This window comes from Bacillus sp. NPDC094064 (assembly GCF_050279585.1).
Classification (GTDB): domain Bacteria; phylum Bacillota; class Bacilli; order Bacillales; family Bacillaceae_G; genus Bacillus_A.
Genome location: NZ_JBNNUI010000012.1, coordinates 123,575 through 146,006 on the forward strand (window position 1 = coordinate 123,575; position 22,432 = coordinate 146,006).

At 37.1% G+C, this 22,432-nt stretch carries 20 protein-coding genes; 15 read left to right on the plus strand and 5 right to left on the minus strand.

Going from position 1 to position 22,432, the window contains the following annotated elements; genetic code table 11:
* Nucleotides 1–103: 103 nt before the first annotated feature.
* From ACQKNI_RS23110 to ACQKNI_RS23130, 5 genes are all read left to right on the plus strand, one after another.
* Nucleotides 104–1,159: a FecCD family ABC transporter permease gene (locus tag ACQKNI_RS23110; RefSeq protein ID WP_098252844.1), complete on the plus strand. Its 1,056-nt coding sequence runs from the start codon at nucleotides 104–106 to the stop codon at nucleotides 1,157–1,159.
* Nucleotides 1,156–2,172 carry a FecCD family ABC transporter permease gene (locus ACQKNI_RS23115; RefSeq protein ID WP_088231928.1) on the plus strand — a complete coding sequence of 339 codons (1,017 nt, stop codon included), beginning with the start codon at nucleotides 1,156–1,158 and terminating at the stop codon, nucleotides 2,170–2,172. The genes ACQKNI_RS23110 and ACQKNI_RS23115 overlap by 4 nt, the downstream gene beginning before the upstream one ends.
* A 15-nt stretch (nucleotides 2,173–2,187) precedes the next feature.
* The gene (locus tag ACQKNI_RS23120; RefSeq protein ID WP_000212059.1) at nucleotides 2,188–3,000 is read left to right on the plus strand and encodes an ABC transporter ATP-binding protein; all 813 of its coding nucleotides are present in this window, start codon (nucleotides 2,188–2,190) and stop codon (nucleotides 2,998–3,000) included.
* 189 nt (nucleotides 3,001–3,189) lie between these two features.
* Nucleotides 3,190–4,137: an ABC transporter substrate-binding protein gene (locus tag ACQKNI_RS23125; protein ID WP_088231929.1), complete on the plus strand. Its 948-nt coding sequence runs from the start codon at nucleotides 3,190–3,192 to the stop codon at nucleotides 4,135–4,137.
* Nucleotides 4,138–4,282: 145 nt separating this feature from the next.
* Nucleotides 4,283–5,587 (plus strand): HD domain-containing protein, encoded by a 1,305-nt coding sequence (locus tag ACQKNI_RS23130; RefSeq protein ID WP_098357078.1) that lies wholly within the window; start codon nucleotides 4,283–4,285, stop codon nucleotides 5,585–5,587.
* Nucleotides 5,588–5,626: 39 nt separating this feature from the next.
* Here ACQKNI_RS23130 and ACQKNI_RS23135 read toward each other — a convergent pair whose 3' ends face one another.
* Complete coding sequence (locus ACQKNI_RS23135) at nucleotides 5,627–5,812, minus strand: 2-hydroxymuconate tautomerase (RefSeq protein WP_001147171.1); 186 nt, start codon at nucleotides 5,810–5,812, stop codon at nucleotides 5,627–5,629.
* A 112-nt stretch (nucleotides 5,813–5,924) separates the two neighbouring features.
* Here ACQKNI_RS23135 and ACQKNI_RS23140 point away from each other — a divergent pair, with 112 nt between their 5' ends.
* Both ACQKNI_RS23140 and ACQKNI_RS23145 read left to right on the plus strand, forming a co-directional pair.
* A complete protein-coding gene (locus ACQKNI_RS23140; RefSeq protein ID WP_088231931.1) occupies nucleotides 5,925–6,599 on the plus strand; it encodes a site-2 protease family protein in 675 nt (224 codons plus the stop codon).
* A gap of 25 nt (nucleotides 6,600–6,624) precedes the next feature.
* Nucleotides 6,625–7,134, plus strand: a complete 510-nt coding sequence (locus ACQKNI_RS23145; RefSeq protein WP_088231932.1) for a YwhD family protein — start codon at nucleotides 6,625–6,627, stop codon at nucleotides 7,132–7,134.
* 264 nt (nucleotides 7,135–7,398) lie between these two features.
* Here ACQKNI_RS23145 and ACQKNI_RS23150 read toward each other — a convergent pair whose 3' ends face one another.
* Complete coding sequence (locus tag ACQKNI_RS23150) at nucleotides 7,399–9,450, minus strand: transglycosylase domain-containing protein (protein WP_088231934.1); 2,052 nt, start codon at nucleotides 9,448–9,450, stop codon at nucleotides 7,399–7,401.
* A gap of 101 nt (nucleotides 9,451–9,551) precedes the next feature.
* Complete coding sequence (locus ACQKNI_RS23155) at nucleotides 9,552–10,277, minus strand: glycerophosphodiester phosphodiesterase (protein WP_088231935.1); 726 nt, start codon at nucleotides 10,275–10,277, stop codon at nucleotides 9,552–9,554.
* A 152-nt stretch (nucleotides 10,278–10,429) separates the two neighbouring features.
* Between ACQKNI_RS23155 and ACQKNI_RS23160 the strand changes: the two genes are divergently transcribed.
* The 4 genes from ACQKNI_RS23160 to speB all read left to right on the plus strand — a co-directional run bounded on the left by ACQKNI_RS23160 (nucleotide 10,430) and on the right by speB (nucleotide 14,111).
* On the plus strand, nucleotides 10,430–10,837 hold the full coding sequence (locus ACQKNI_RS23160; protein ID WP_000276563.1) for a MerR family transcriptional regulator: 408 nt from the start codon (nucleotides 10,430–10,432) through the stop codon (nucleotides 10,835–10,837).
* 5 nt (nucleotides 10,838–10,842) lie between these two features.
* Nucleotides 10,843–12,006 carry an MFS transporter gene (locus ACQKNI_RS23165; protein WP_088231937.1) on the plus strand — a complete coding sequence of 388 codons (1,164 nt, stop codon included), beginning with the start codon at nucleotides 10,843–10,845 and terminating at the stop codon, nucleotides 12,004–12,006.
* A gap of 186 nt (nucleotides 12,007–12,192) precedes the next feature.
* On the plus strand, nucleotides 12,193–13,020 hold the full coding sequence (gene speE, locus ACQKNI_RS23170; protein ID WP_088231938.1) for a polyamine aminopropyltransferase: 828 nt from the start codon (nucleotides 12,193–12,195) through the stop codon (nucleotides 13,018–13,020).
* Nucleotides 13,021–13,238: 218 nt separating this feature from the next.
* Entirely contained in the window at nucleotides 13,239–14,111 is an 873-nt protein-coding gene (gene speB, locus ACQKNI_RS23175) for an agmatinase (RefSeq protein ID WP_048528013.1), read from the plus strand.
* Nucleotides 14,112–14,265: 154 nt separating this feature from the next.
* On the opposite strand, the gene ACQKNI_RS23180 is transcribed toward speB, so the two are convergent.
* Complete coding sequence (locus ACQKNI_RS23180; protein ID WP_088231939.1) at nucleotides 14,266–15,303, minus strand: PTS sugar transporter subunit IIC; 1,038 nt, start codon at nucleotides 15,301–15,303, stop codon at nucleotides 14,266–14,268.
* A 234-nt stretch (nucleotides 15,304–15,537) separates the two neighbouring features.
* On the opposite strand from ACQKNI_RS23180, the gene ACQKNI_RS23185 reads away from it, so the two are divergent.
* Nucleotides 15,538–15,900 (plus strand): YxeA family protein, encoded by a 363-nt coding sequence (locus ACQKNI_RS23185; RefSeq protein WP_088231940.1) that lies wholly within the window; start codon nucleotides 15,538–15,540, stop codon nucleotides 15,898–15,900.
* Between the two features lie 25 nt (nucleotides 15,901–15,925).
* Here the strand turns inward: ACQKNI_RS23185 and ACQKNI_RS23190 are convergent, their stop codons facing one another.
* Nucleotides 15,926–16,966 carry a S66 family peptidase gene (locus ACQKNI_RS23190; RefSeq protein ID WP_098252842.1) on the minus strand — a complete coding sequence of 347 codons (1,041 nt, stop codon included), beginning with the start codon at nucleotides 16,964–16,966 and terminating at the stop codon, nucleotides 15,926–15,928.
* A gap of 148 nt (nucleotides 16,967–17,114) precedes the next feature.
* Between ACQKNI_RS23190 and ACQKNI_RS23195 the strand changes: the two genes are divergently transcribed.
* The 3 genes from ACQKNI_RS23195 to ACQKNI_RS23205 form a co-directional block, all read left to right on the plus strand.
* Nucleotides 17,115–17,552 (plus strand): DUF1934 domain-containing protein, encoded by a 438-nt coding sequence (locus ACQKNI_RS23195; RefSeq protein ID WP_000744345.1) that lies wholly within the window; start codon nucleotides 17,115–17,117, stop codon nucleotides 17,550–17,552.
* Complete coding sequence (argS, locus tag ACQKNI_RS23200) at nucleotides 17,552–19,222, plus strand: arginine--tRNA ligase (RefSeq protein WP_088231942.1); 1,671 nt, start codon at nucleotides 17,552–17,554, stop codon at nucleotides 19,220–19,222. The genes ACQKNI_RS23195 and argS overlap by 1 nt, the downstream gene beginning before the upstream one ends.
* A gap of 1,588 nt (nucleotides 19,223–20,810) precedes the next feature.
* A partial coding sequence (locus tag ACQKNI_RS23205) for a Cna B-type domain-containing protein (protein ID WP_427282700.1) occupies nucleotides 20,811–22,432 on the plus strand: 1,622 nt, incomplete at its 3' end.

Sequence of the window (22,432 nt, forward strand, 5' to 3'; positions counted from 1 at the left end):
GAATCATTATCAGAAGAAGATCGATTCATCTCATTTTTTTAATACTATTTGAGAATAAATTTCATTTCATTAAATATATGTTGTTGGTTAGGATGGTTGAGGGATGGAAGCGAGCGCAAGGAGTATAGAACAGCAAGATATGAATGTTAAAGAGATTAAGAGCAGACCGCTCATTGCTTCTATTATTTTAATAGCGGGCACAGTTTTATTAGCTTTAAGTATGGCAGTTTCTATTTCGTTTGGTGCTGCTGATATTAGTTTAAAGACTGTATGGCAAGCTGTCTTTCAGTTTGATGGGTCTAACACGCATCATAACGTAATTCAAGAACTTCGCATGCCTAGAGCAATAGGGGGCGTAGTTGCAGGTGCCTTTTTAGCGGTATCAGGAGCAATTATGCAAGGTATGACGCGAAATCCACTGGCATCACCATCTTTAATGGGGATTACAGATGGCGCTGTATTCGGAATTGCAATTATGTATGCATTCTTCCCTAATTCACCTTATTTAATGTTCGTTATCGCATCTTTTATTGGAGCTGCTTTTGGTGCGAGCATTGTATATGGAATTGGGTCTTCTTCACCAGGTGGATTAACACCTGTGAAATTAGCTTTAGCAGGGGCAGCAATTAGTGCTTTATTAGGGGCCATTTCATCTGGAATTGCGCTGTATTTCAATCTTGCCCAAGAGGTAAGTATGTGGAATGCAGGCGGAGTTGCTGGAGTGAAATGGGAAAGTATTAATATGCTAGTGCCGATCGGTCTAGTTTGTCTCTTTATCGCAATTATGATGTCGAGGTATATTACGATTTTGAGCTTCGGTGAAGAGATTGCGATTGGACTTGGTCAAAATACGACATTAATTAAATTCATTGGAACAGTACTTGTTCTTGTGTTAACAGGTTCTGCGGTTTCTATGGCAGGATCGGTTGGATTTGTTGGTCTTGTAATCCCGCATATGACTCGTTTCCTTGTAGGCTCAGACTATAGGTGGGTTATTCCATGTTCTGCAGTCTTAGGTGGATTATTAATCGAGTGTGCAGATATGCTATCTCGCGTTATTAACCCGCCGTTTGAAACGCCAATTGGAGCAATTACAGCGCTAATTGGAGTTCCATTCTTCCTCTACTTAGCACGTAACGAAGGGAGAGGGAAAATGTGAGGACGAGTGTCTTAACAAAAAAGAACATTTCTGTTTTAACAATTTTAGTAGGATTAATCGTTACTGTATTTTTAGTAAGTTTAAATACAGGGACATTTAAAATACCACCAATGGACGTATTAAAGTCATTGGTTGGACTTGGTGCTGAAGATCAGTCTGTTATTTTATTTGAATTCCGTATGCCACGTATGGTTATTGCTATACTAGTTGGATCGGCTTTAGCTATGTCAGGTGCGATTTTGCAGGGATTATCACGAAATCCACTTGCTGATCCAGGTATTATAGGTATTAACGCTGGAGCTGGATTAACGGTTGTTGTATTCGTTTACTTTTTCTTCGGAAAAGTTGGAACTGGTACACTTTTATCTGTATTTATTCTTCCATTCTTCGCATTAGTCGGTGCGATATTAGCGGCGGTTATTATTTACTTATTAGCGTGGAAGGATGGCGTTTCATCTACTCGATTAATACTTGTCGGTATCGCCGTTGCAGCTGGATTTGGTGCTGTTAGTTTAATCTTTTCTATGAAGATGACATCTAATGATTTCCGCTTTGCTACAATTTGGTTAGCGGGAAGTCTGTGGGGTACGGATTGGAAATTCGTCTTAAGCGTGCTTCCGTGGATGATGATTTTCTTACCGCTTGCTATTAGTAAGGCACACGTATTAAATGTAATGAACCTAGGCGACTCTACAGCAGTTGGCCTTGGTGTAAACGTAGAAAAAGAAAGACGTAAATTATTATTTATCGCAGTTTGTTTAGCAGGTGCATCTGTTGCTGTTGCCGGTGGCATTGGTTTTATCGGTTTAATGGCTCCGCATTTAGCGAGACGCCTTGTTGGTGGTAAACATCAAATTATGTTGCCCACAGCTGCATTAATAGGAACGTTCTTACTTTTATTTGCAGACGTAATTTCAAGAAGTGTGTTACCAACTTCAGAAATACCGGTCGGTCTAGTTATTTCTGTAATTGGTGCACCATATTTCATTTACTTACTTATGAGGACAAAATAAAGGGAGGCTTTTTGCATGGCAACTTTAGCAGTTGATGCGGTATCTGTTGGCTATAACGAAGGGTTAATTATTGATGGATTAACAGTTGAAATTCCAGAAGGGAAAATTACGACGATTATTGGACCAAATGGTTGTGGGAAGTCCACATTATTAAAAACAGCTTCTCGTATTTTGAAAGCAAAAAAAGGTACTGTTTATCTTGACGGAAAAGCAATTGAGAAACAGCCAACGAAAGAAATCGCAAAGAAAATGGCGATTTTACCACAAACTGCAGAAGTGCCAACAGGTCTTACTGTATTTGAACTTGTTTCCTATGGACGTTTCCCTCATCAAAAGGGATTTGGGACATTGAAAGAAGAGGATTATCGCTACATTCATTGGGCACTTGAAGTGACGGGAATGACAGAATTCGCGAATCGCCCAGCAGAAGCCCTATCCGGTGGTCAGCGTCAACGTGTATGGATTGCGATGGCTCTTGCACAAGGAACAGATTTACTCGTGTTAGATGAACCAACAACATACTTAGATATGGCTCATCAACTTGAAGTATTAAACTTACTGAAAAAGTTAAACCAAGAAGAAGGCAGAACGATCGTTATGGTTATCCATGATTTAAACCATGCTTCTCGTTTCTCTGATCATATGATTGCATTAAAAGCAGGTAAGTTAATGAAACAAGGAACGCCAGATGAGGTTATGACAAGTGAAACACTTCGCAGTGTATTTGAGATTGAAGCTCAAATCGTTCCGTGTCCAGTAAACTGTAAACCGATTTGTTTAACATATGATTTAGCGATGATTAATAATCAATTGCGTAAAAAAGCATAAGTAGAACCCCCTCTTTAAGAGGGGGGCTTTTAATGGACGTTGAGCTTCTTATTAATGAAATAGGAAGTTGAACGCCCGTTAAAACGGGTTATAAACAACGATTAATAAATATATATTAATTAATTGTTAAATTGTTTCTTATAGTTCACTGTAACTTATAAGAGAAATACAGCGAGAAGGAGTGGGAACATGAAGAATTTTAAAATGGCACTATTAGCAATGGTACTAGTGGTTACTTCTGTACTATTTGCAGCTTGTTCTAACAAAGAAGAAGAAAAGAAAGCAGATGCGAAGGATGCGAAGATTGAAGAACGCACTGTACAACATGCAAAAGGGGAAATTAAAATTCCTGCAAACCCAAAGAAAATTGCTGACCTTAGTGGTTCAACAGAAGAATTATTAATCTTCGGTATGAAGCCAATTATTACTGCAAATACAACTCAAGAAAAAATTGATGGACATATCGCGAAAAAATTAGAAGGTGTAACACCAGTTGGCTCTGCTTGGGGCGATAAAATTAACATCGAAGCAGTAGCTGCTGCAAAACCAGACCTAATTCTTGTAAACAATCGTCAAGAAAAGATTTATGATCAATTATCTAAAATTGCACCAACAGTTATGTTAAAAACTCCATTAGATCAATGGCGTCCAAAATTCGAAGAAGTAGGTCAAATCTTCGGTAAAGAAAAAGAAACAGAAGAATGGTTCAAACAGTACGATGAAAAAGCAAGTAAATTACATGACAAAATCATCGCTAAAACTGGTGATGCAACATTCATGAAAATGGCTGCATATCCAAATGCTTTCCGTGTATACGGTGACTACGGTTACGGTAGCGTAATCTTTAATGATTTAAAATTACCAGCAGTTAAAGGTACACCAACTGACAAACCGCTAGTACAAGTACAAAAAGAAGCTTTAATCGATTACAATCCAGATTACCTATTTGTATTTACAACTGGTGATGGTTCTCAACGCTTAAAAGAATTCCAAGAAGAATCAATTTGGAAAAACATGAACGCTGTTAAAAACAACCACGTATTTACAATTAAAAATGAAGACTTAAACAAAGGTTACTTCCCACTAGGTAAAGAAATGATCTTAGACGAAGTCGCTGAGTTTGTTTTAGGAAAATAATGTATAACAAAAAATCACTTTTGCTTCGGTAAAGGTGATTTTTTCTTTTATAAAGGGAATTAATATAGTCTTTCATTTCTTTCTGTTTCCTATTTCGTTTATAATATATAGTAAGAATGCAGTAAGGAAAGGGGGATGTCGAAAAGTGGTATATTTAAACGACAAACTCAGCGAAACAAAAGTGTTTAAAGACCCAGTACATAAATATGTGCACGTGCGTGATCGCGTTATTTGGGATTTAATCGGAACGAAAGAATTTCAACGTTTGCGCCGTATTAAGCAGCTTGGAACGACATTTTTTACATTTCACGGTGCAGAGCATAGTCGCTTTACTCATTCGTTAGGTGTATATGAAATTATTCGTCGTATGATTGATGATGTGTTTGATGGCAGACCGAACTGGAATGCTGAAGATAGATTGTTATGTTTATGTGCGGCATTACTTCATGATGTCGGACACGGCCCATTTTCTCACTCGTTTGAAAAAGTATTTTCGTTAGATCATGAGAAATTTACACAAAAAATTATCGTTGGAGATACGGAAATTAATCGTGTGTTAAGTCGTGTGGATAAGGACTTCCCGCAAAAGGTGGCTGATGTAATTGCGAAGACATCTACTAATAAATTAGCGATTAGTATGATTTCAAGCCAAATTGATGCGGATCGTATGGATTATTTATTAAGAGATGCATATTTTACTGGTGTAAAGTATGGGAACTTTGATATGGAGCGTATATTGCGTGTAATGCGACCGTACGGGAATCAAGTTGTCATTAAAAATAGTGGTATGCATGCTGTAGAGCATTATATTATGAGTCGTTATCAAATGTATTGGCAAGTATATTTCCATCCAGTAACGCGTAGTGCAGAAGTTATTTTAACAAAGATTTTACACCGTGCGAAATCATTGCACGAGAAGTATTACACGTTTAAACATCACCCTGTTCATTTCTATTCTTTATTTGAAGAAGAAGTAACAGTAGAGGATTATTTAAAGCTAGACGAGAACGTTATGTATTATTACTTCCAAGTATGGCAAGACGAAGAGGATCCAATTTTAAGTGATTTATGTCGCCGTTTTATGAACCGAAATCTATTTAAATATGTAGAGTTTACGGATAAGCATGGTTTAGATAATTGGATGGAATTAAGTAGCTTATTTAAAAAGATTGGGCTCGATCCAGAGTATTATTTAGTTGTTGATTCAACATCAGACTTACCATATGACTTTTATCGTGCTGGAGAAGAAGAGGAGCGCCTACCAATCTTACTTCTTATGCCGAATGGGGAGCTTAGAGAGCTATCACGCGAATCAGATATTGTTGAGGCGATTACAGGTAAGAAGCGAACGGATCAAAAATTATTCTATCCACATGATTTAATCTATGAAGATGGAAGAAAAGGAAAATATAAAGAGAGAATTATCGAGTTGTTAGAGGGAAAGAAATAAGAAGCAGCTAATGGCTGCTTCTTATGAAAGAACTTGAAATTATTTGTCGCTTAAGCGTTTTCCACCAACTGCATAATGGTTTTTAGACATTTCTTCGATGAAAACAACGATGTTTTCTTCTGGAGCACCAGTTGTTTCGCTTACTGCTGCTGTTACTTTCTCAGCAAGAGCTTTCTTTTGTTCCTCTGTGCGTCCTTCTAGCATTTTCACTGTTACGTATGGCATGTACAATCGCTCCTTTTATGTAAGTTACACTCTTATTATAGCGGATTATGGGGAAGAACAATCGAAAAAACAAATATTTTCTTTTTTGGACATATTGAAGAGGAGATGGAGTATGGATCAGTTATTTAGATATCCATTGCAAGAAATCCCGTTAGTAGCAATGGCGATTATTATTGCGTTATCAGTGCATGAATTTGCGCATGCATATGTTGCATATAAATTTGGAGACGATACAGCAAAGAGACAAGGCCGTTTAACATTATCGCCGATGGCTCACTTAGACCCTATCGGGATGATTGCTGTATTAATTCTTGGATTCGGTTGGGCAAGACCAGTACCAGTTAACCCATATAACTTTAAAAGACCGCGTCTTGCGGGAATATTAGTTTCGATTGCGGGACCGATAAGTAATCTTATCTTAAGTGCAATTGGTTTAATTATTTGGTATAGCTTAATAACATTTGGTGTGTTAGATGCAATTCCGCTCGCAGTGGGAGAGACACTAGCTAAATTCTTCCAGATTTTCATCGGGCTTAACATTGTTTTACTTGTATTCAACTTATTACCGATTCCGCCACTTGATGGGTATCGCGTAGTGGAAGATTTAGCACCAGCAAATATTCGTGCGAAAATGACACAGTATGAAAAATATGGAGCAATTGCGTTATTAATTCTTGTTATTACACCGCTTAGCAATTACACAATTCAGCCTATTTTTAATGTTGTTATTCCATATGTATTAGTATTTTTACAAAATATCATTGCGCCTATTTTTGGGCTTTTATAATCATTAAGCGAGGAGGAAGTTACATATGACTGAGAAAAAGAAAAAAATCGGTTTTAATATCGTAAAGAATGATTCAACAGATGGACATGGTGGATTTGGCGTTGGGGCATTAAGCTTAGAAAATATTTCACCTGTATTTGTCGATGTATTAGAAAAAAATGCGTTCGTTGATATCGGTGCGATGCATGCGCGTAGTACAGTAGAAAAAGGGATTAAGTTTTTAACAAATAAAGATGAAGTTCCAAACGGAAAACCATTTTGGCTTGTTTGGGTGACGATTGAAAGAACGGCAACAGGTGCCTATTATGCAGGTGTAACAGCTTGTGAAATGACAGTTGACCGTGAAATTCGCCGCGGATATAAATCACTTCCAGAGCATGTAAACAAAATGGATAAGTCATTGAAGCGTCATATTATGGTTGACCATATGGACGAATCTTCCAAAAAGGTACTTGGTACGTTCTTGAAAGAACATAATGAAGCGATTTGGAACGAATCTAGTGAAGAATTGCGCCGTGCATTATTAGGTGAATAAAAGAAAAGGATGTCTCACTAGTCGCTTGCTGACTAGGTGACATCCTTTTTATTTTGGTTTGTTGTATGAAAATATATCGACGATTTTTCGAATATATCTATCATAACTTAAAATATATCAACGATTTTTCGAATATATCTATCATAACTTAAAATATATCAACGATTTTTTTGATATATCGACGCTTCGACAAGGAATATCGATTTACCGACAAAGAGTGACAATAGAAAGCCATTCCGCATTTCATTGGAATAGCCTCATATTTCACCAAGGAAGGTACTTTTTCCACCAGCTTGTTTTTGTCTTTTCTTCACTGGTTTTTTCAAATTCCTCTTTATCATCAACATGATCCATACAATATTCAGTCGGCTCGGTTCCTTTTGCGAAATACATTTTAACTGAAATTGGACAGTTTTTTGTAGCGATTTTTCCGTTTTCTGGGTTGATATTAACTGCTACGACATCGCTTGGTTGTTTAAATCCTTTTTTAGGTTGGCCGTCTAACCCTTTTTCCATCGTATCGGTCCATATTTTTTTCGCATATCCTTGTTCTGCTACATTTGAAATCGATTTAGGTTGATCGTATCCAACCCATACGCCAGTGACGAGCTGCGGAGTGAACCCAATCATCCAACTATCTGTTTCTGTAGAACCAGACTTCCCGGCATATGTTCTTGATAGCTTTGATAGCATCGATTGGCCGGTCACGGCGGCATAACTACTTAGGTTTTTATTAAACATACCCGTCATCATTTCTTCCATCACAAATGCCTTGCTTTTATCGAGAACTTGTTTGCTCTCTAAATGAGCATCGTATAGTATGTTTCCTTCATGATCCATAATGCGGCGAATAAAGGTAGGTTTTACTTCTTTTCCACCATTGGCAAACATGCTATAAGCGTTTACCATTTCAAGGGGTTTTACTGGAGATGTACCGAGAGCTAGAGAAGGCACATCTTTTAATGCGCTAGTAATTCCAAATTGTTTTGCCGTTTTTGTGAGTATATCTTCTCCTAAAAACAAATTGGTTTTTACAGCATATACGTTATCAGATACTGCAAGGGCCTGTGCCATCGTTACAAAATCGTCTGCATAATAGTTTTTATAGTTTTTTGGTCTATACTTTGAAACACCGTCACCTAAAGTGAATACAGTGTATTCGCTTTTTAAACGCGTAGCAGGGGTGAATCCTCGTTCTAATGCCGCATAATATAGGAATGGCTTAAACGTAGAGCCGGGCTGACGAGCAGCTTGTGTAGCCCTGTTAAATTGACTCGTATTATAATCAGTACCACCAACGAGAGCGGCCACTTCACCCGTTTTTGGGTTCATAGAGACAAGAGCAGTTTGTATGCTCGTTGTGTCAGGGATATGATCTTTTACGGCTTGCTCTGCTACAGATTGTAATTTAGGATCTAGCGTTGTATAAATACGTAAGCCGCCTCGCTGTAAAGCTTGTTCATCTAGTCCGATATCACGTAGAAGAGAAGCTTGTACAGCATCTTGGAAATAAGGTGCTACTTCAGCTACTTTTTTTGTATCTAATGAGCCGAAAGTCAGCGGTTCTTTTTTTGCTGAAGCTGCTTGTTGCTTCGTAATATATCCTTGTTCCACCATTTCATCTAATATAAGAGATTGTCGTCCTTTCGCACGTTCTTCTTTTAAGAATGGAGAATAGACGCTAGGTCCTTTCGGGATACCGGCAAGCATACTAGCTTCTGCTAATGTTAATTCTTTTGCTGTTTTATCGAAATATAGACGGGATGCCGCTTCGATACCGTAAGCACCATGTCCGTAATAAATTGTATTTAAATATCCTTCTAAAATATGATTTTTATTATAATTCACTTCAAGGCGGACAGTGTACATTGCTTCTAATAGTTTTCGCTTCCACGTTTTATCATGATCTAAATATAGATTACGTGCGTATTGTTGTGTAATCGTACTAGCTCCTTGTACCTTTGCCATCGCTTTTAAATCAGCGACAATTGCACCAGCAATACGTTTCATATCGAAGCCGTGGTGTTTATAAAATCTTTGGTCTTCTATAGAAAGTGTCGCTTCTTTTACATAAGGAGAAATGTCATTCAGAGAGACATTGTAGCGTTTCTGTATTTCATTACTTTGTCCTATAACAGTGTCATCATTAGCATAAAAGACACTTGTTTGCGGAACTGCAACAGGGGGAGGTCCCATAATTTTTGCAACTATAAGAATAACAAAAAAAGAAAAAACGAAGAAAAGGACGCAAGAAAACATTGCGGTGAAGAAAAGACGTTTATATTTTTTAAGTTTTGGATTCATAGTTTGATCCATCTTTTTTCAGCCCCTCATTAATACAAGCGTTATTGTATTAGTATTGAGGGTTTTGCGTTATTTTAAACAATGAAATTTCGAAAATAAAAAAGCTCCTTCCATTAAGAAAGGAGCTCAAAAGCACGCGCTGGCCAATCGGTAATGATGACATCTATACCATAATCAATCATAGTTTGTAAATCTTTGTATTCGTTAATAGTGTAAGGGCGAAAAACATATCCTTGTCCCTGTGCGAATTGAACAAACTCCTTAGTTAATAATTGAAAGTTTGGATGTAACCCAGTTGCTTCTCGTTTTTTTGCTTCAGCAATAGGATCTGCAAGTGGTGTATCGTACAAAATCGCTCTTGGAATTTCAGGCGCAATTTCTGCTAATAATGAAACTGAGTCGTGGTTAAATGATGAGAATATAATTTGATTAGATAGATGATATTCTCGAACAAGAGCAACAACTTTTTCTTCGATAGCTGGATAGTGAATCACATCCGTTTTTAGTTCAATGTTAAGTTGTAAATTTGTTGTAGAGAGCCAAATAAATACTTCTCGTAACGTTGGAATTTTCGCTTCATGGAAAGAAGGATCTTTAAAGCTACCGGCATCTAAAGCTTGTAATTCTTCTACAGTTTTCTCGGAAACAAGTCCTACGCCATTTGTTGTGCGGTCCACTGTTTCATCGTGAATCACGACAAGTTCACCATCTTTTGATAGATGGACATCAAGTTCAATTCCATGAGAGCCAATGCGTTCAGCTTCTTGGAAGGCAATCATCGTATTTTCGGGATGTGTTCCTTTGACCCCGCGGTGAGCGAAAATAAGTGGTTTATTCATACGGAAATCTCCTTATCATCTCTTTTCTTTCATTATGAAACTGCCTGGGGAAAAACACAATTGAACAGGGAAAATATTTACAAATTCCTAACAGTTGCATAAAAGTTAACGTTAACGTAAAATGTAATAGCCAGGTGAAGGGAGGAATAAACATGTATAAAATCGACGAAGTAACAAAACAAGTTGGTTTAACAAAACGTACACTTCGTTATTATGAGGAAATTGGTTTAATTCATCCTCCGGAGCGTAGTGAGGGGAACATTCGTCTGTATACAGATGAGGATATTGCAAGAATTAAAAGGATTGTAGAAGCGAAAGAAGTACTTGGAATTACACTTCAAGAAATGCAACACTTCTTATCGTTAAAAGAAAGAATGGAACAAAGAAGAAATAGCGAGAATCCTCGTGATCGCGAAGTGATTCAAGAAATTAAAGAGATGCTTGCAAAACAAGTGCAAACGTTAGACGAGAAAATGGAGCAAATGCAGCGCGTGAAGGCGGAGCTCGAGGATAGCTTACATCGTGCAGTGACATTTTTAGATAGTACAAAAGGAGAGTAATCAAAATGGAGAGCAAACAAAAATTAGGGAGATTGATTACAGTGATCGCTACCTTCCTTGCCTTTTCTGGTATAGGGGTAGTCGATCCGATTTTACCAAGTATTGCTGAACAAATTGGTGCCTCGCATTGGCAAGTCGAGATGTTATTTACAGCATATATTTTAACGATGGCAATTATGATGTTACCAGCTGGAATATTTGCATCGAGATTTGGTGATAAACGAATGATGACAATTGGTCTTGCGATTGTAACTGTATTTGCTTTTATATGTGGTATGTCGCAAACGATTGCTCAATTATCTATTTTCCGCGCAGGGTGGGGATTAGGAAATGCGATGTTCTTCGCAACGGCGATGACATTATTAATTGCATTAAGTAAAGAAGTTCATGAAGCAGTAGGATTATATGAAGCAGCTATCGGTTTAGGGATGGCAGGCGGACCGTTATTAGGTGGTATATTAGGTGGACATTCTTGGCGTTACCCATTTTTCGCAACGAGTATTTTAATTTTCTTAGCATTTATTTTAGTTTTCTTTTTTGTAAAAGAACCAGAGCGAAAAGTGAAGCGTAAAGCAGCGGGCATGGGTGAATTACTTAACCTGGTGAAATATAAACCATTTATGCAAGGTGCCATTTCAGGGATGTTATATTACTATGGATTTTTCGTTGTTTTAGCATATTCACCACTTATTATGCATTTATCTGCCATTCAATTAGGTTTTGTATTTTGTGGATGGGGATTAGCGCTAGCTTACGGATCAGCAATTTTAGCGCATAAGCTAGAAGGTAAATATGAACCGAAAACAGTATTAAAGGGTAGTTTACTCGTATTTGCGATGTTATTAATTGCGCTATTCTTCGTGAAAATTATGTGGTTACAAATCGTGTTAATCGTTCTATCTGGATTAGCATCAGGATTAAATAACGCGTTATTTACAAGTTATGTAATGGATATTTCACCTTATGAAAGATCTATTACATCAGGTGTTTATAACTTCGTTCGTTGGTTAGGAGGCGCGATTGCTCCTATTTTATCAGGAATTATCGGGCACACAGTTTCACCGCAAAGCCCGTTTTTAGTCGGTGGAATTGTTGTATTAGTTGGTTGTATTATGATTTTAATTCCAATTCGTAAACCGGTGGAAGTAGAGAAAAAGGCCCTTTCTTAAGAAAGGGTTTTCTTTCCTATTACAGGACAATCCTTTTTCATATATATGTTAGAACGCTCTGACTAAAATATATTTTCGGTATTTTTATACTTTTAACTATACATTTTGGATGTTTTGTTTTATTTTTGTTAGGGGACATTAATGATGTCCCTATTATAAATTTGCATTGAAAGGCGTGATTGTACGATGGAACTATGGTTCACTGAAAAACAAACAAAACATTTTGGAATTACTGCGCGTATTAACCGCACATTACATACGGAGCAAACAGAATTCCAAAAACTTGATATGGTTGAAACGGAAGAGTTCGGAAACATGCTTATTTTAGACGGCATGGTTATGACGACAGAAAAAGACGAGTTCGTTTATCATGAAATGGTAGCGCACGTACCTTTATTTACACATCCAAACCCTGAAAACGTTTTAGTTGTAGGTGGTGGTGATGGTGGTGTTATTCGTGAAGTGTTAAAACACCCAAGCGTAAAGAAAGCAACTCTTGTTGAGATTGATGGGAAAGTAATCGAGTACTCTAAACAGTACTTACCATCAATTGCAGGCGCATTAGACAATGAGCGTGTAGAAGTGAAAGTAGGAGACGGTTTCCTACACATCGCAGAAAGCGAAAATGAATATGACGTAATTATGGTAGATTCTACTGAACCAGTAGGACCAGCAGTAAACCTATTTACAAAAGGCTTCTACGCTGGAATTTCAAAAGCGTTAAAAGAAGATGGTATTTTCGTTGCACAAACGGACAACCCTTGGTTCACACCAGAATTAATTACAACTGTGTTTAAAGATGTAAAAGAGATTTTCCCAATTACTCGTTTATACACAGCAAACATTCCGACATACCCAAGTGGGCTTTGGACATTCACAATCGGATCTAAAAAACACGATCCATTAGAAATTAGTGAAGAGCGTTTCCACGAAATTGAAACGAAATACTACACAAAAGAATTGCACAATGCAGCGTTCGCATTACCGAAATTTGTTGGCGATCTAATTAAGTAAGAGAAATCGCACGGAACAAATAAAGTGTAAGTAGCTCATTTAAGGTGTTTGTCCAGAAGACTTGAACATGCTAGCTACTTACACTTCTGTAAAGAAAATCGTCTTCTTGTTATAAAACAGAAGACCCGGTAAATCGAGAAAGAGGAGCGATTCGCTCCAAATTTGAGAAATAGTGAAAGGTTGGGATACCTTAAGTTCCACATAAGGAGGAAAAGAATATGCGTTTTGATGAAGCTTATTCAGGTAAAGTATTTATTAAAAGTCATCCAAGTTTTGAAGAGTCAAAGGTAGTTATTTACGGGATGCCTATGGATTGGACAGTAAGTTACCGTCCAGGATCTCGCTTTGGCCCTGCACGTATTCGTGAAGTATCAATCGGTCTTGAAGAATATAGTCCATATTTAGATCGTGAACTAGAAGAGGTAAAATATTTTGATGCGGGTGATATCCCATTACCATTCGGAAACGCACAACGCAGTTTAGACATGATTGAAGAGTATGTATCAAAACTTTTAGATGCCGGTAAGTTTCCACTAGGTCTCGGCGGTGAGCACTTAGTGTCTTGGCCAATTTTTAAGGCAATGGCAAAAAAATATCCGGATTTAGCAATCATCCACATGGATGCTCATACTGATTTACGTGAATCGTATGAAGGGGAGCCTTTATCCCACTCTACACCAATTCGTAAAGTGTGTGATTTAATTGGTCCGGAAAACGTATATTCTTTCGGAATTCGTTCTGGAATGAAGGAAGAATTTGAATGGGCAAAAGAAGTAGGTATGAACTTATACAAATTTGACGTATTAGAACCGTTAAAAGAAGTATTACCGAAACTTGCAGGACGCCCAGTCTATGTCACAATTGACATTGACGTATTAGACCCAGCTCACGCTCCAGGAACAGGAACGTTAGAAGCTGGCGGTATCACATCTAAAGAATTATTAGATTCCATCGTGGCAATTGCAAATTCAAATATAAATGTAGTTGGAGCAGACTTAGTAGAAGTAGCTCCTGTCTACGACCATAGTGACCAAACGCCAGTCGCAGCAAGCAAATTCGTGCGGGAAATGCTGCTCGGCTGGGTAAAATAAAAGCGGAGGCAGCTCGCCCAGAATCGCAGGTCATTGGAACGCTCGACCGAGAAGCGCTTTTGGCGCAGGCCGAGAGTGTGAAATGGCCGGAGATTCTAGCTGTCACGCAACATCAAAAAGAGCTATTCTCAAACAATGAGAATAGCTCTTTTTATTATGCAACTTTTTCTTCCGAAGTAACTCCGCGAATTTCATCAGCAGAACGAATTGGATATTTGCGGAACAGAATTGATCCGATATATCCGACAGTAGTGGTAACGATTCCACATAGTACAGCAGCGATCGTTACTTTTATAACGTCATTAAATCCGAATAAGACAAGAAGTCCTGGAATAGGTGATGCTGTTCCTGGCGCATTATTAACGAGCTGGAATAGCGATGTAATAATGCCGGCAAGTGCACCGCCAACGAAGTTTGTCGCATAAATTGGAATTGGATTTGCTGAGACTACATCAGCTTGTGTTAAAGGCTCGATTGCTACAGCAATTGTATCTTTCTTTGAACAAATTTTTAGTCGTTTAAAGAAAATAAAGTTCATTGGGGCTGAAGCTGCTACGGCAAGACTACCAATTGCCATTGGTAAACCTGTTAATCCAAGCATGGCAGTTAGTGCCATAGAACTTAATGGGGAGGTAGAAATAACTGTTATCAATCCACCAAGCATAATACCCATAATGATAGGACTTTCTGTAGTTGCAACTGAAATCATAGAACCGATTTTAACGAGTGTTGCGTTAACGAGCGGATCCATAAGCATGGCCATTCCGCGTGAGATTGGTGCGGCAATAAATAAAATTGCTAAAAATTCTACACCAGCTGGTAATTTCTTTTCGAGAAATTTCACGATGAATGCACAAACGTATCCAGCGAAAAATCCTGGTAAAATACCGAATCCACTAGTAGCGATACCGATTAAAACAGCGTATACGGGTGAAACACCAATTGCTAATGCTACTAAAATCGCTGCTGCGACACCGCTCATACTACCAGAAGCCTCTCCTACTGATTGTAAGAAGTCATTATGAAACATTTCTCCACCGATATAACGATGAAATGCTTCAATAAGAAAACTTGCGATTGCTGCATTAGCTAAAGCACCCATTGCCTTCATTCCATAAGGAGCACGGTAACTAAAAAGTGTAAATAGACACAGTACAACAAGTAATAGTGCTAAACCTTGCAAGATAGCCATTTGAAAACTGTCTCCTTTGATTTTTGGGATAAAAATTCGTATCATTCAATAATAATATAAAAGTTCATGAAACGGAAAACCTTTTTGCCCTTACACTGCTGTAAGGTGAGAAATCCTTACAACAATGTAAGGGAAGTGTAAGACATTTCGATAGAGTATAGTATGCTTTTTTTCGTATAATACAGGTATAGACATATGGTTAGCGAGAAAGAAGTGCAAACAGGAGGCTTAGGTATGAAATTGGTAATTAAAGTTTTAGCTGTATTTGCCATCATTTTAGGGGGAACAGCATATTATTTAAACACAAAAACAGAAGGTGTACATGCTTTTGTAGACAACTTCTTTTCAAATAAAGAAATACAAGATTATTATGCAGTTATAAATAAAGGCGAGAAAAAAGATGATGAGTATTTATATACATTTAAAGGGTATACAGAAGACGGAAAGTTACAAGTTATTAAAAGAATGATGAACCGTGAATTGCATACAGGTGCTTTTATAAAAATTTATGCAAAAGGTATGCAAGGAAAAGGGTGGGCTGAAATCCCGAAAGAGTCAATTCCGCAAAAAGCGTTGGAAAAAATAGAAAAACCATAAAAGGAGCGACTCATTCGCTCCTTTTTTAGTGCGTTAAAATAGTGATAGATGCCTTTTCTTTGTTAGAAATGATTTTTGCACGTCCACCAATTGGGAAAGTGAAAATAGGAGTTGTATGTCCAAAACTTGCGTTTGTAATGATAGGTATATGTGCAAGTTCGGGTTTTGAAGCAATCATTTCCTGTATGTCTTCAATTGTACAGTTTGCTCCTTTTTGCATTCTTCCTATAACGATGCCTTTTACATGTTCAAATTCAGGCTGTTGCATAAGGGAATGTAAATAGCGATCAAAAGTTTTAAGAGTAGCTGCTCCTGTTAGGCTATCTTCTTCAAGAAATAATAATTTATCTCGCAAGTTTGGCATGTATGGTGTACCTTGCAGCAAATTTAAAGTGCTCATATTGCCACCAATAATATCTCCTGTCGCTTCCCCTTCTTGAAGTGAAACATATCCTTCATTTTTAATAAATTCTCGATTTTCTTGATCAACATACCACGAGTCATCGCTCCACGTTTCAGATGGCACGATTTCAATAGGTTCATCAGAGGTTAAGCATTTTAAAAAGTAATCAATTGTATAATCGATTCCCTTTTCCATGCCGAATGAAGAGAAGTGGGGACCTGAATACGTAACAAGTCCTGTTTTTGTGTAAATGGCGTTATTTAAAGCAGTAATATCAGAATAACCACAGAAAAACTTTGGATTATCACGAATTAAATCGTAATCGAGATGCTTTAATAAACCATTAGAGTTGTATCCTCCAAGTGTCGTCAAAATGGCTTTTACATTCGGGTCTGTAAATGCTTCGTGGAGGTCTTGAACGCGTGAAGAAATAGAGGAGGAAGCGAAACGATCTATCTCATCAGCATATGTTGAGAATGTAACTTGAAAGCCCATGTCGGTTAATCGTTTTATAGCAAGATGCCTGTTTTCATTTGAGACAATACTTAAACTACAAGCGGGTGAGATAACCCTGATTTCATCACCTTTTTTTAATTTTGTTGGTAGCACCCAATTCACCTCTTTAATAGAAAGAATATTTAGATTTAAAAAATATTTTATCATATGAAATAAAGTGAGAGTGAATTATTTTTTGAAAAGGAGTTTTCCTGATTTTTCAGCAGACAGACAGAGTCTTTTTTTGATATGATAGGAAAAGTGATTTATTATAAGTAGTATTTAATATCTATAACATTTGAAAGGTGTGCAAGACGTGAAGAAACAACTTGCAGGCTTGCCGGTACACGTTCATTTCGTAACAGAAATCCGTGAAGGGGCGAGGAAGGAAACCGTTGCTTTTGAAGCAAATGGTCAATACTATGTAAAAGGTCAAGGTACATATGTAACATTCCAAGAGCCGAATGAACAAGGCGAAGTGAAAACAATTATTAAAATTCAAGATGAACAAGTTCTCATTATGCGTTCAGGTGCTGTTTCGATGCGTCAAACGCATGTGAAAGGTGAATGGACAACTGGTACGTATACGAGTGAACTTGGTACGTTTGCATTGCAAACAAAGACTGATAACGTTCTTTTTAAATGGTCGGATGAAAAGAAAAAAGGACAACTCTTCTTAACGTACGCATTGCTTCTAAGTGAACAAGAAGCTGGCAGATATACAATTACACTTAATTTGAAGGAGGCAAAATAATGAATTCTTTAGAACAAGTAAAAGGATTGATTAAAGAAGAAATTCAAGCTGCTGTATTAAAGGCAGAATTAGCGACAGAAGAACAGATTTCAAACGTTGTATTAGAATCTCCAAAAGATAAAACAAATGGTGACTTCTCTACAAATATGGCGATGCAACTTGCACGTGTTGCGAAAAAAGCACCTCGTATGATTGCAGAAGAGTTAGTTGCAAACTTCGATAAAGCAAAAGCTTCTATTGAAAAAATTGAAATCGCAGGTCCTGGTTTCATTAACTTCTACATGGATAACAGTTACTTAACAGACTTAATCCCAACAATCGTTAACGCTGGTGAAGCTTATGGTGAAACGAATACTGGTAAAGGTGAAAAAGTACAAGTTGAGTTCGTATCTGCGAATCCAACAGGTGACCTTCACTTAGGACATGCACGTGGTGCAGCAGTAGGTGACACATTATGTAACCTATTAGCAAAAGCAGGATACGATGTATCTCGTGAGTACTACATTAATGACGCTGGTAACCAAATTCATAATTTAGCTCTTTCTGTTGAAGCTCGTTACATGCAAGCCTTAGGACTAGAGAAAGAAATGCCAGAAGACGGATACCATGGTGCGGACATCATTGGAATCGGTAAACGTTTAGCTGAAGAGTTTGGCGATCGTTATGCAAAAGCTGATGAGAAAGAAAGCTATGAATTCTACCGTGAGTACGGTTTAAAATATGAGCTAGCAAAACTTCAAAAAGACTTAGAAAGCTTCCGTGTTAAGTTCGATGTATGGTTCTCAGAAACATCATTATACAAAAACGGAAAAATTGATCAAGCTCTTGCAGTATTAAAAGAGCGCGACGAGATCTTTGAAGAAGATGGAGCAACTTGGTTCCGTTCTATGACTTACGGTGATGATAAAAACCGTGTATTAATTAAAAACGACGGTTCTTACACATACTTAACGCCAGATATCGCGTATCACCGTGATAAATTAGAGCGTGGTTTCGATAAGTTAATTAACATTTGGGGTGCTGACCACCACGGTTACATTCCTCGTATGAAAGCTGCTATTCAAGCGCTTGGTTACGATAAAGACACACTAGAAGTAGAAATCATCCAAATGGTACAACTGTACCAAAACGGTGAAAAAATGAAGATGAGTAAACGTACGGGTAAAGCAGTTACACTTCGTGAGCTTATGGAAGAAGTGGGCGTGGACGCAATGCGTTACTTCTTCGCAATGCGTAGCGGTGATTCTCATTTAGACTTCGATATGGACTTAGCTGTATCAAAATCTAATGAAAACCCAGTATACTATGCACAATACGCACATGCGCGTGTATGCAGTATCCTTCGTCAAGGTGAAGAGTTAGGATTAGCTACAGGCGGAGACGTGAACTACAAACTTGTTACTTCTGAGAAAGAAGTAGAGTTACTGAAAAAACTTGGTGAATTCCCAGCTGTAGTTGCGGATGCAGCGCAAAAACGTCTGCCACACCGTATTACAAACTATGCATTTGAATTAGCAGCAACATTACACAGCTTCTACAATGCAGAAAAAGTATTAAACCAAGATAACTTAGAATTAAGTAAAGCTCGTTACGAGTTAATGAAAGCAGTACGCACTACACTTCAAAACGCATTAGCAATCGTAGGAGTATCTGCACCAGAAAAAATGTAATAGACAAAAGAAAAGATGCTTGTTTTTGTTGAAAAGCGATATACAAGTTGATATAAAAACATCTCATCAGTCTATAGACTGATGAGATGGCAAAGAAAGCAGACCGTTGAAAAGTCGTATGGAAGAGAACCTCACGTACGACTTGATGAGGGGAAGCTGGGCAAAAAAAGAGATGGCAAAGCTATCTCTTTTTTTGTTTCAGTTTTTTACTCTAAATATATGTTATGGTGATGAAGTGAAAACAGAAAACTAACATTAACTATTGATTTTTAGGGAGAATTCTAGAATAATGGATTGTCGGGAGCAAAATTTCTAGAAATCAGCATATGTATTATTAGTTGGTAGAAAGTTACTGGGAAATGGTGTGATTGTTGTAAAAACTATTGTTACAGCTAGGCCAAATACTAAAATAACGATTCATCTAACCAAGTATTTAAACAATTAGTAATTGATCATGGAAACTTCCAACCTAGTCAAGAAACTAGGGGTTACGTTTAAAATAGTACAATTAAAGTTTTCATGATTTGATAAAAATAATGAAAGGATATAAATCTCTCGGTTTTGATATTATCATCATATATAAGCTCATTTTAATTCTTCGAAATAGCCATGGAACTCATTAGGCAAACTGTTTTTTCTCGAAACGCATTTATATACTCCAAAAATAAAAAGGCTGAATTACGTACTTCTATACGATTTACAGGAAATCAGTCGACAATCACACTCTTTTTTAGTTACTCCCAAATTCATTCCACTGTCTTTAAATTTGGAGATTATAACTTTCATCTTGCATAGGTAACTAGTACTTCATCCAGGGCATTTTTAATTATATAATGCCGGTGGAACACTTGTTTAGGTGTGTAGGTCGGTTGTGAAACTAAACACCAAACATTTCACCTATGGCCAATTTTATCTCAACTCATAACGGCAGAAATGCATCTTCAATAACATCTTTTAGAATACGAGAATCCAAGTATGTTTCGCAGTTTTAGCATTCTTCGGCTGATATGCTAAATTCAATTATAGATTGCACTTCTTGTTATTCTTTAGGAGGATAAGTAAGGAAGTTGACCAAATGCATAGTTACTATGAAGTAGTGCGTTCATACTTGCCAGTAATGAAATTTTTATATTTTATAGAGCGAGCGTTTGCAAAGGTTTGAAGAAATTCCGAAAGTTTTACAGCATAATAAGACGAATGACTGTCATGAGTTTTATCGTGATTGCTTTTTGAGTTATCTTCTTTTGACTTTGAAGTTATTCTATGGTCCATTCATACGTATTTGTAATTCGAATTTCTTTATCAAAATTTGTCCTGTCCTGTATCTGTTCTTGTTAAACAGTATAGACCAGAAATAACGTAGTTTAGACATGTCGGAGAAATGAGATGAATCTATATAAAAGTCATACTTCGGACTTCAAACTTCAGGTTTCTAAGCAATAGAAGGGTTGAAAAAAGAGAAAAAGATGATAATAGCTATCAAAAATATTTAAGTAAAATAGCTTAATGACATTGAATAATAGAATCTTTGTCATAGTATGTTTGTACCAGAATCTATTTTTAATTTTATAGGAGGAAAACATAAAGTATGCATTTAAAAAGAATTACTTCAATTTTTTCGATTATAATGATTTTCATGTTTACTATAGGTCAGAGTTTGCTACCTATAGTAGCAAATGCAAAAGAGCTAAACACAGTAGGACTTGTGGATAGTATTAAGATTGATAAAACAGATCTTTATACTGGACAAGAGACTAAAGTGACTGTAAATTTCAGTGAAAAAGATGGAGTTAGGCTGAAGCCAGGAGATACACTAACATTAACACTGCCCCCAGAATTAATAGGGTTGAATACACAGTTTAATTTAGGTGATTATGGTACTTGTACAGTCAATTCAGGTACTGTGGTATGTACATTTAATGATAAAGTAGATACACGTGATGATATTAAAGGATATTTAAACTTTTACGTGCAAGCTGCTAACGTAGGAGAAGACCAAAAGAAAGAGATTGAAACCAATTTTGGTACAAATATAGATAAGCAATCTGTAATAATTACCGGTCCAACAAGCGGTGGTGGTACGGATCCTGGAAAGGGACCGTTTTTTTATAAAACTGGTGATATGAGAGGTAAGCCAGGTGAGGTGCGTTGGTTCTTAAATGCAAACTTAAATAAAGAAGAGTTAGGTGATGATATTGTTGTAGTTGATAATTTACAAGAAGGTCAAATACTTAATAAAGATAGTTTTAGGATAGATATTGATAATTATTTAGGCCGTCAAAACTTATCATTACAGGAGTTTGAATCTAAAGGTTATGGAAAGATTACCTTTACTGGTGAAAACTCATTTCAAGTTGTGCTTTATAAGGATAAAGCAAGTCTTTCCTCCTTTTCGATTGCTTATACATCTACTATAACGGATGCCGGAAAGGCGCAAGATTTCTTTAAGAATGATTATACGATTGATTATCAAATTTATAATAAAGAGCCAGTTACTGAATCGGGTAGCTACCCAGTTGAAAATAGGACAGCCGGCGGTGGTGCTGAAGGGGTTCCAAGAGGAACGCTAAAAATTGTTAAGCACCTTGATAAAGATGAAGAAAAAGTCATACCGAATGTTTCATTTGAGTTGTATAAAGAGTCGGGTGAACAAGTTGGGGATCTATATAAAACAGATGAAAAAGGTGTCATCGAAATCAAGGGTTTAACACCAGGAAAATATTATGTGAAAGAAGTTTCAGCTCCAGACTATATTGATTTTGATCCACAAGCAAAAGTAAGTTTCGAAGTTAAGTTAGATGCTGTAAACGGAATTAAACTACCGATTTCGAATAAAGTGAAAACTACATCTGTTTCGGGAAAGAAGATATGGGAAGACAACAACAACAAGTTTGGTAAACGCCCAGAAAGTATCACAGTACAATTGCTTCAAAATGGAAGCGAGTTCCAAACAAAAGAAGTGAAGGCTGATAAGGATGGTAACTGGAGTTTTGACTTCAAAGATCTACCAAAGTACGATGGACAAGGAAATGAGATCAAGTACACAGTAAGTGAAGTAAAAGTTGATGGCTACGAAACAAAAGTAGAAGGAACAACGATCACGAACACTTACAAAAATACAGAAACAACAGAAGTAAGTGGTAAAAAAGTCTGGGAAGACTACAACAATAAGTTCAACACACGTCCAAAAAATATTACGGTTCAATTGCT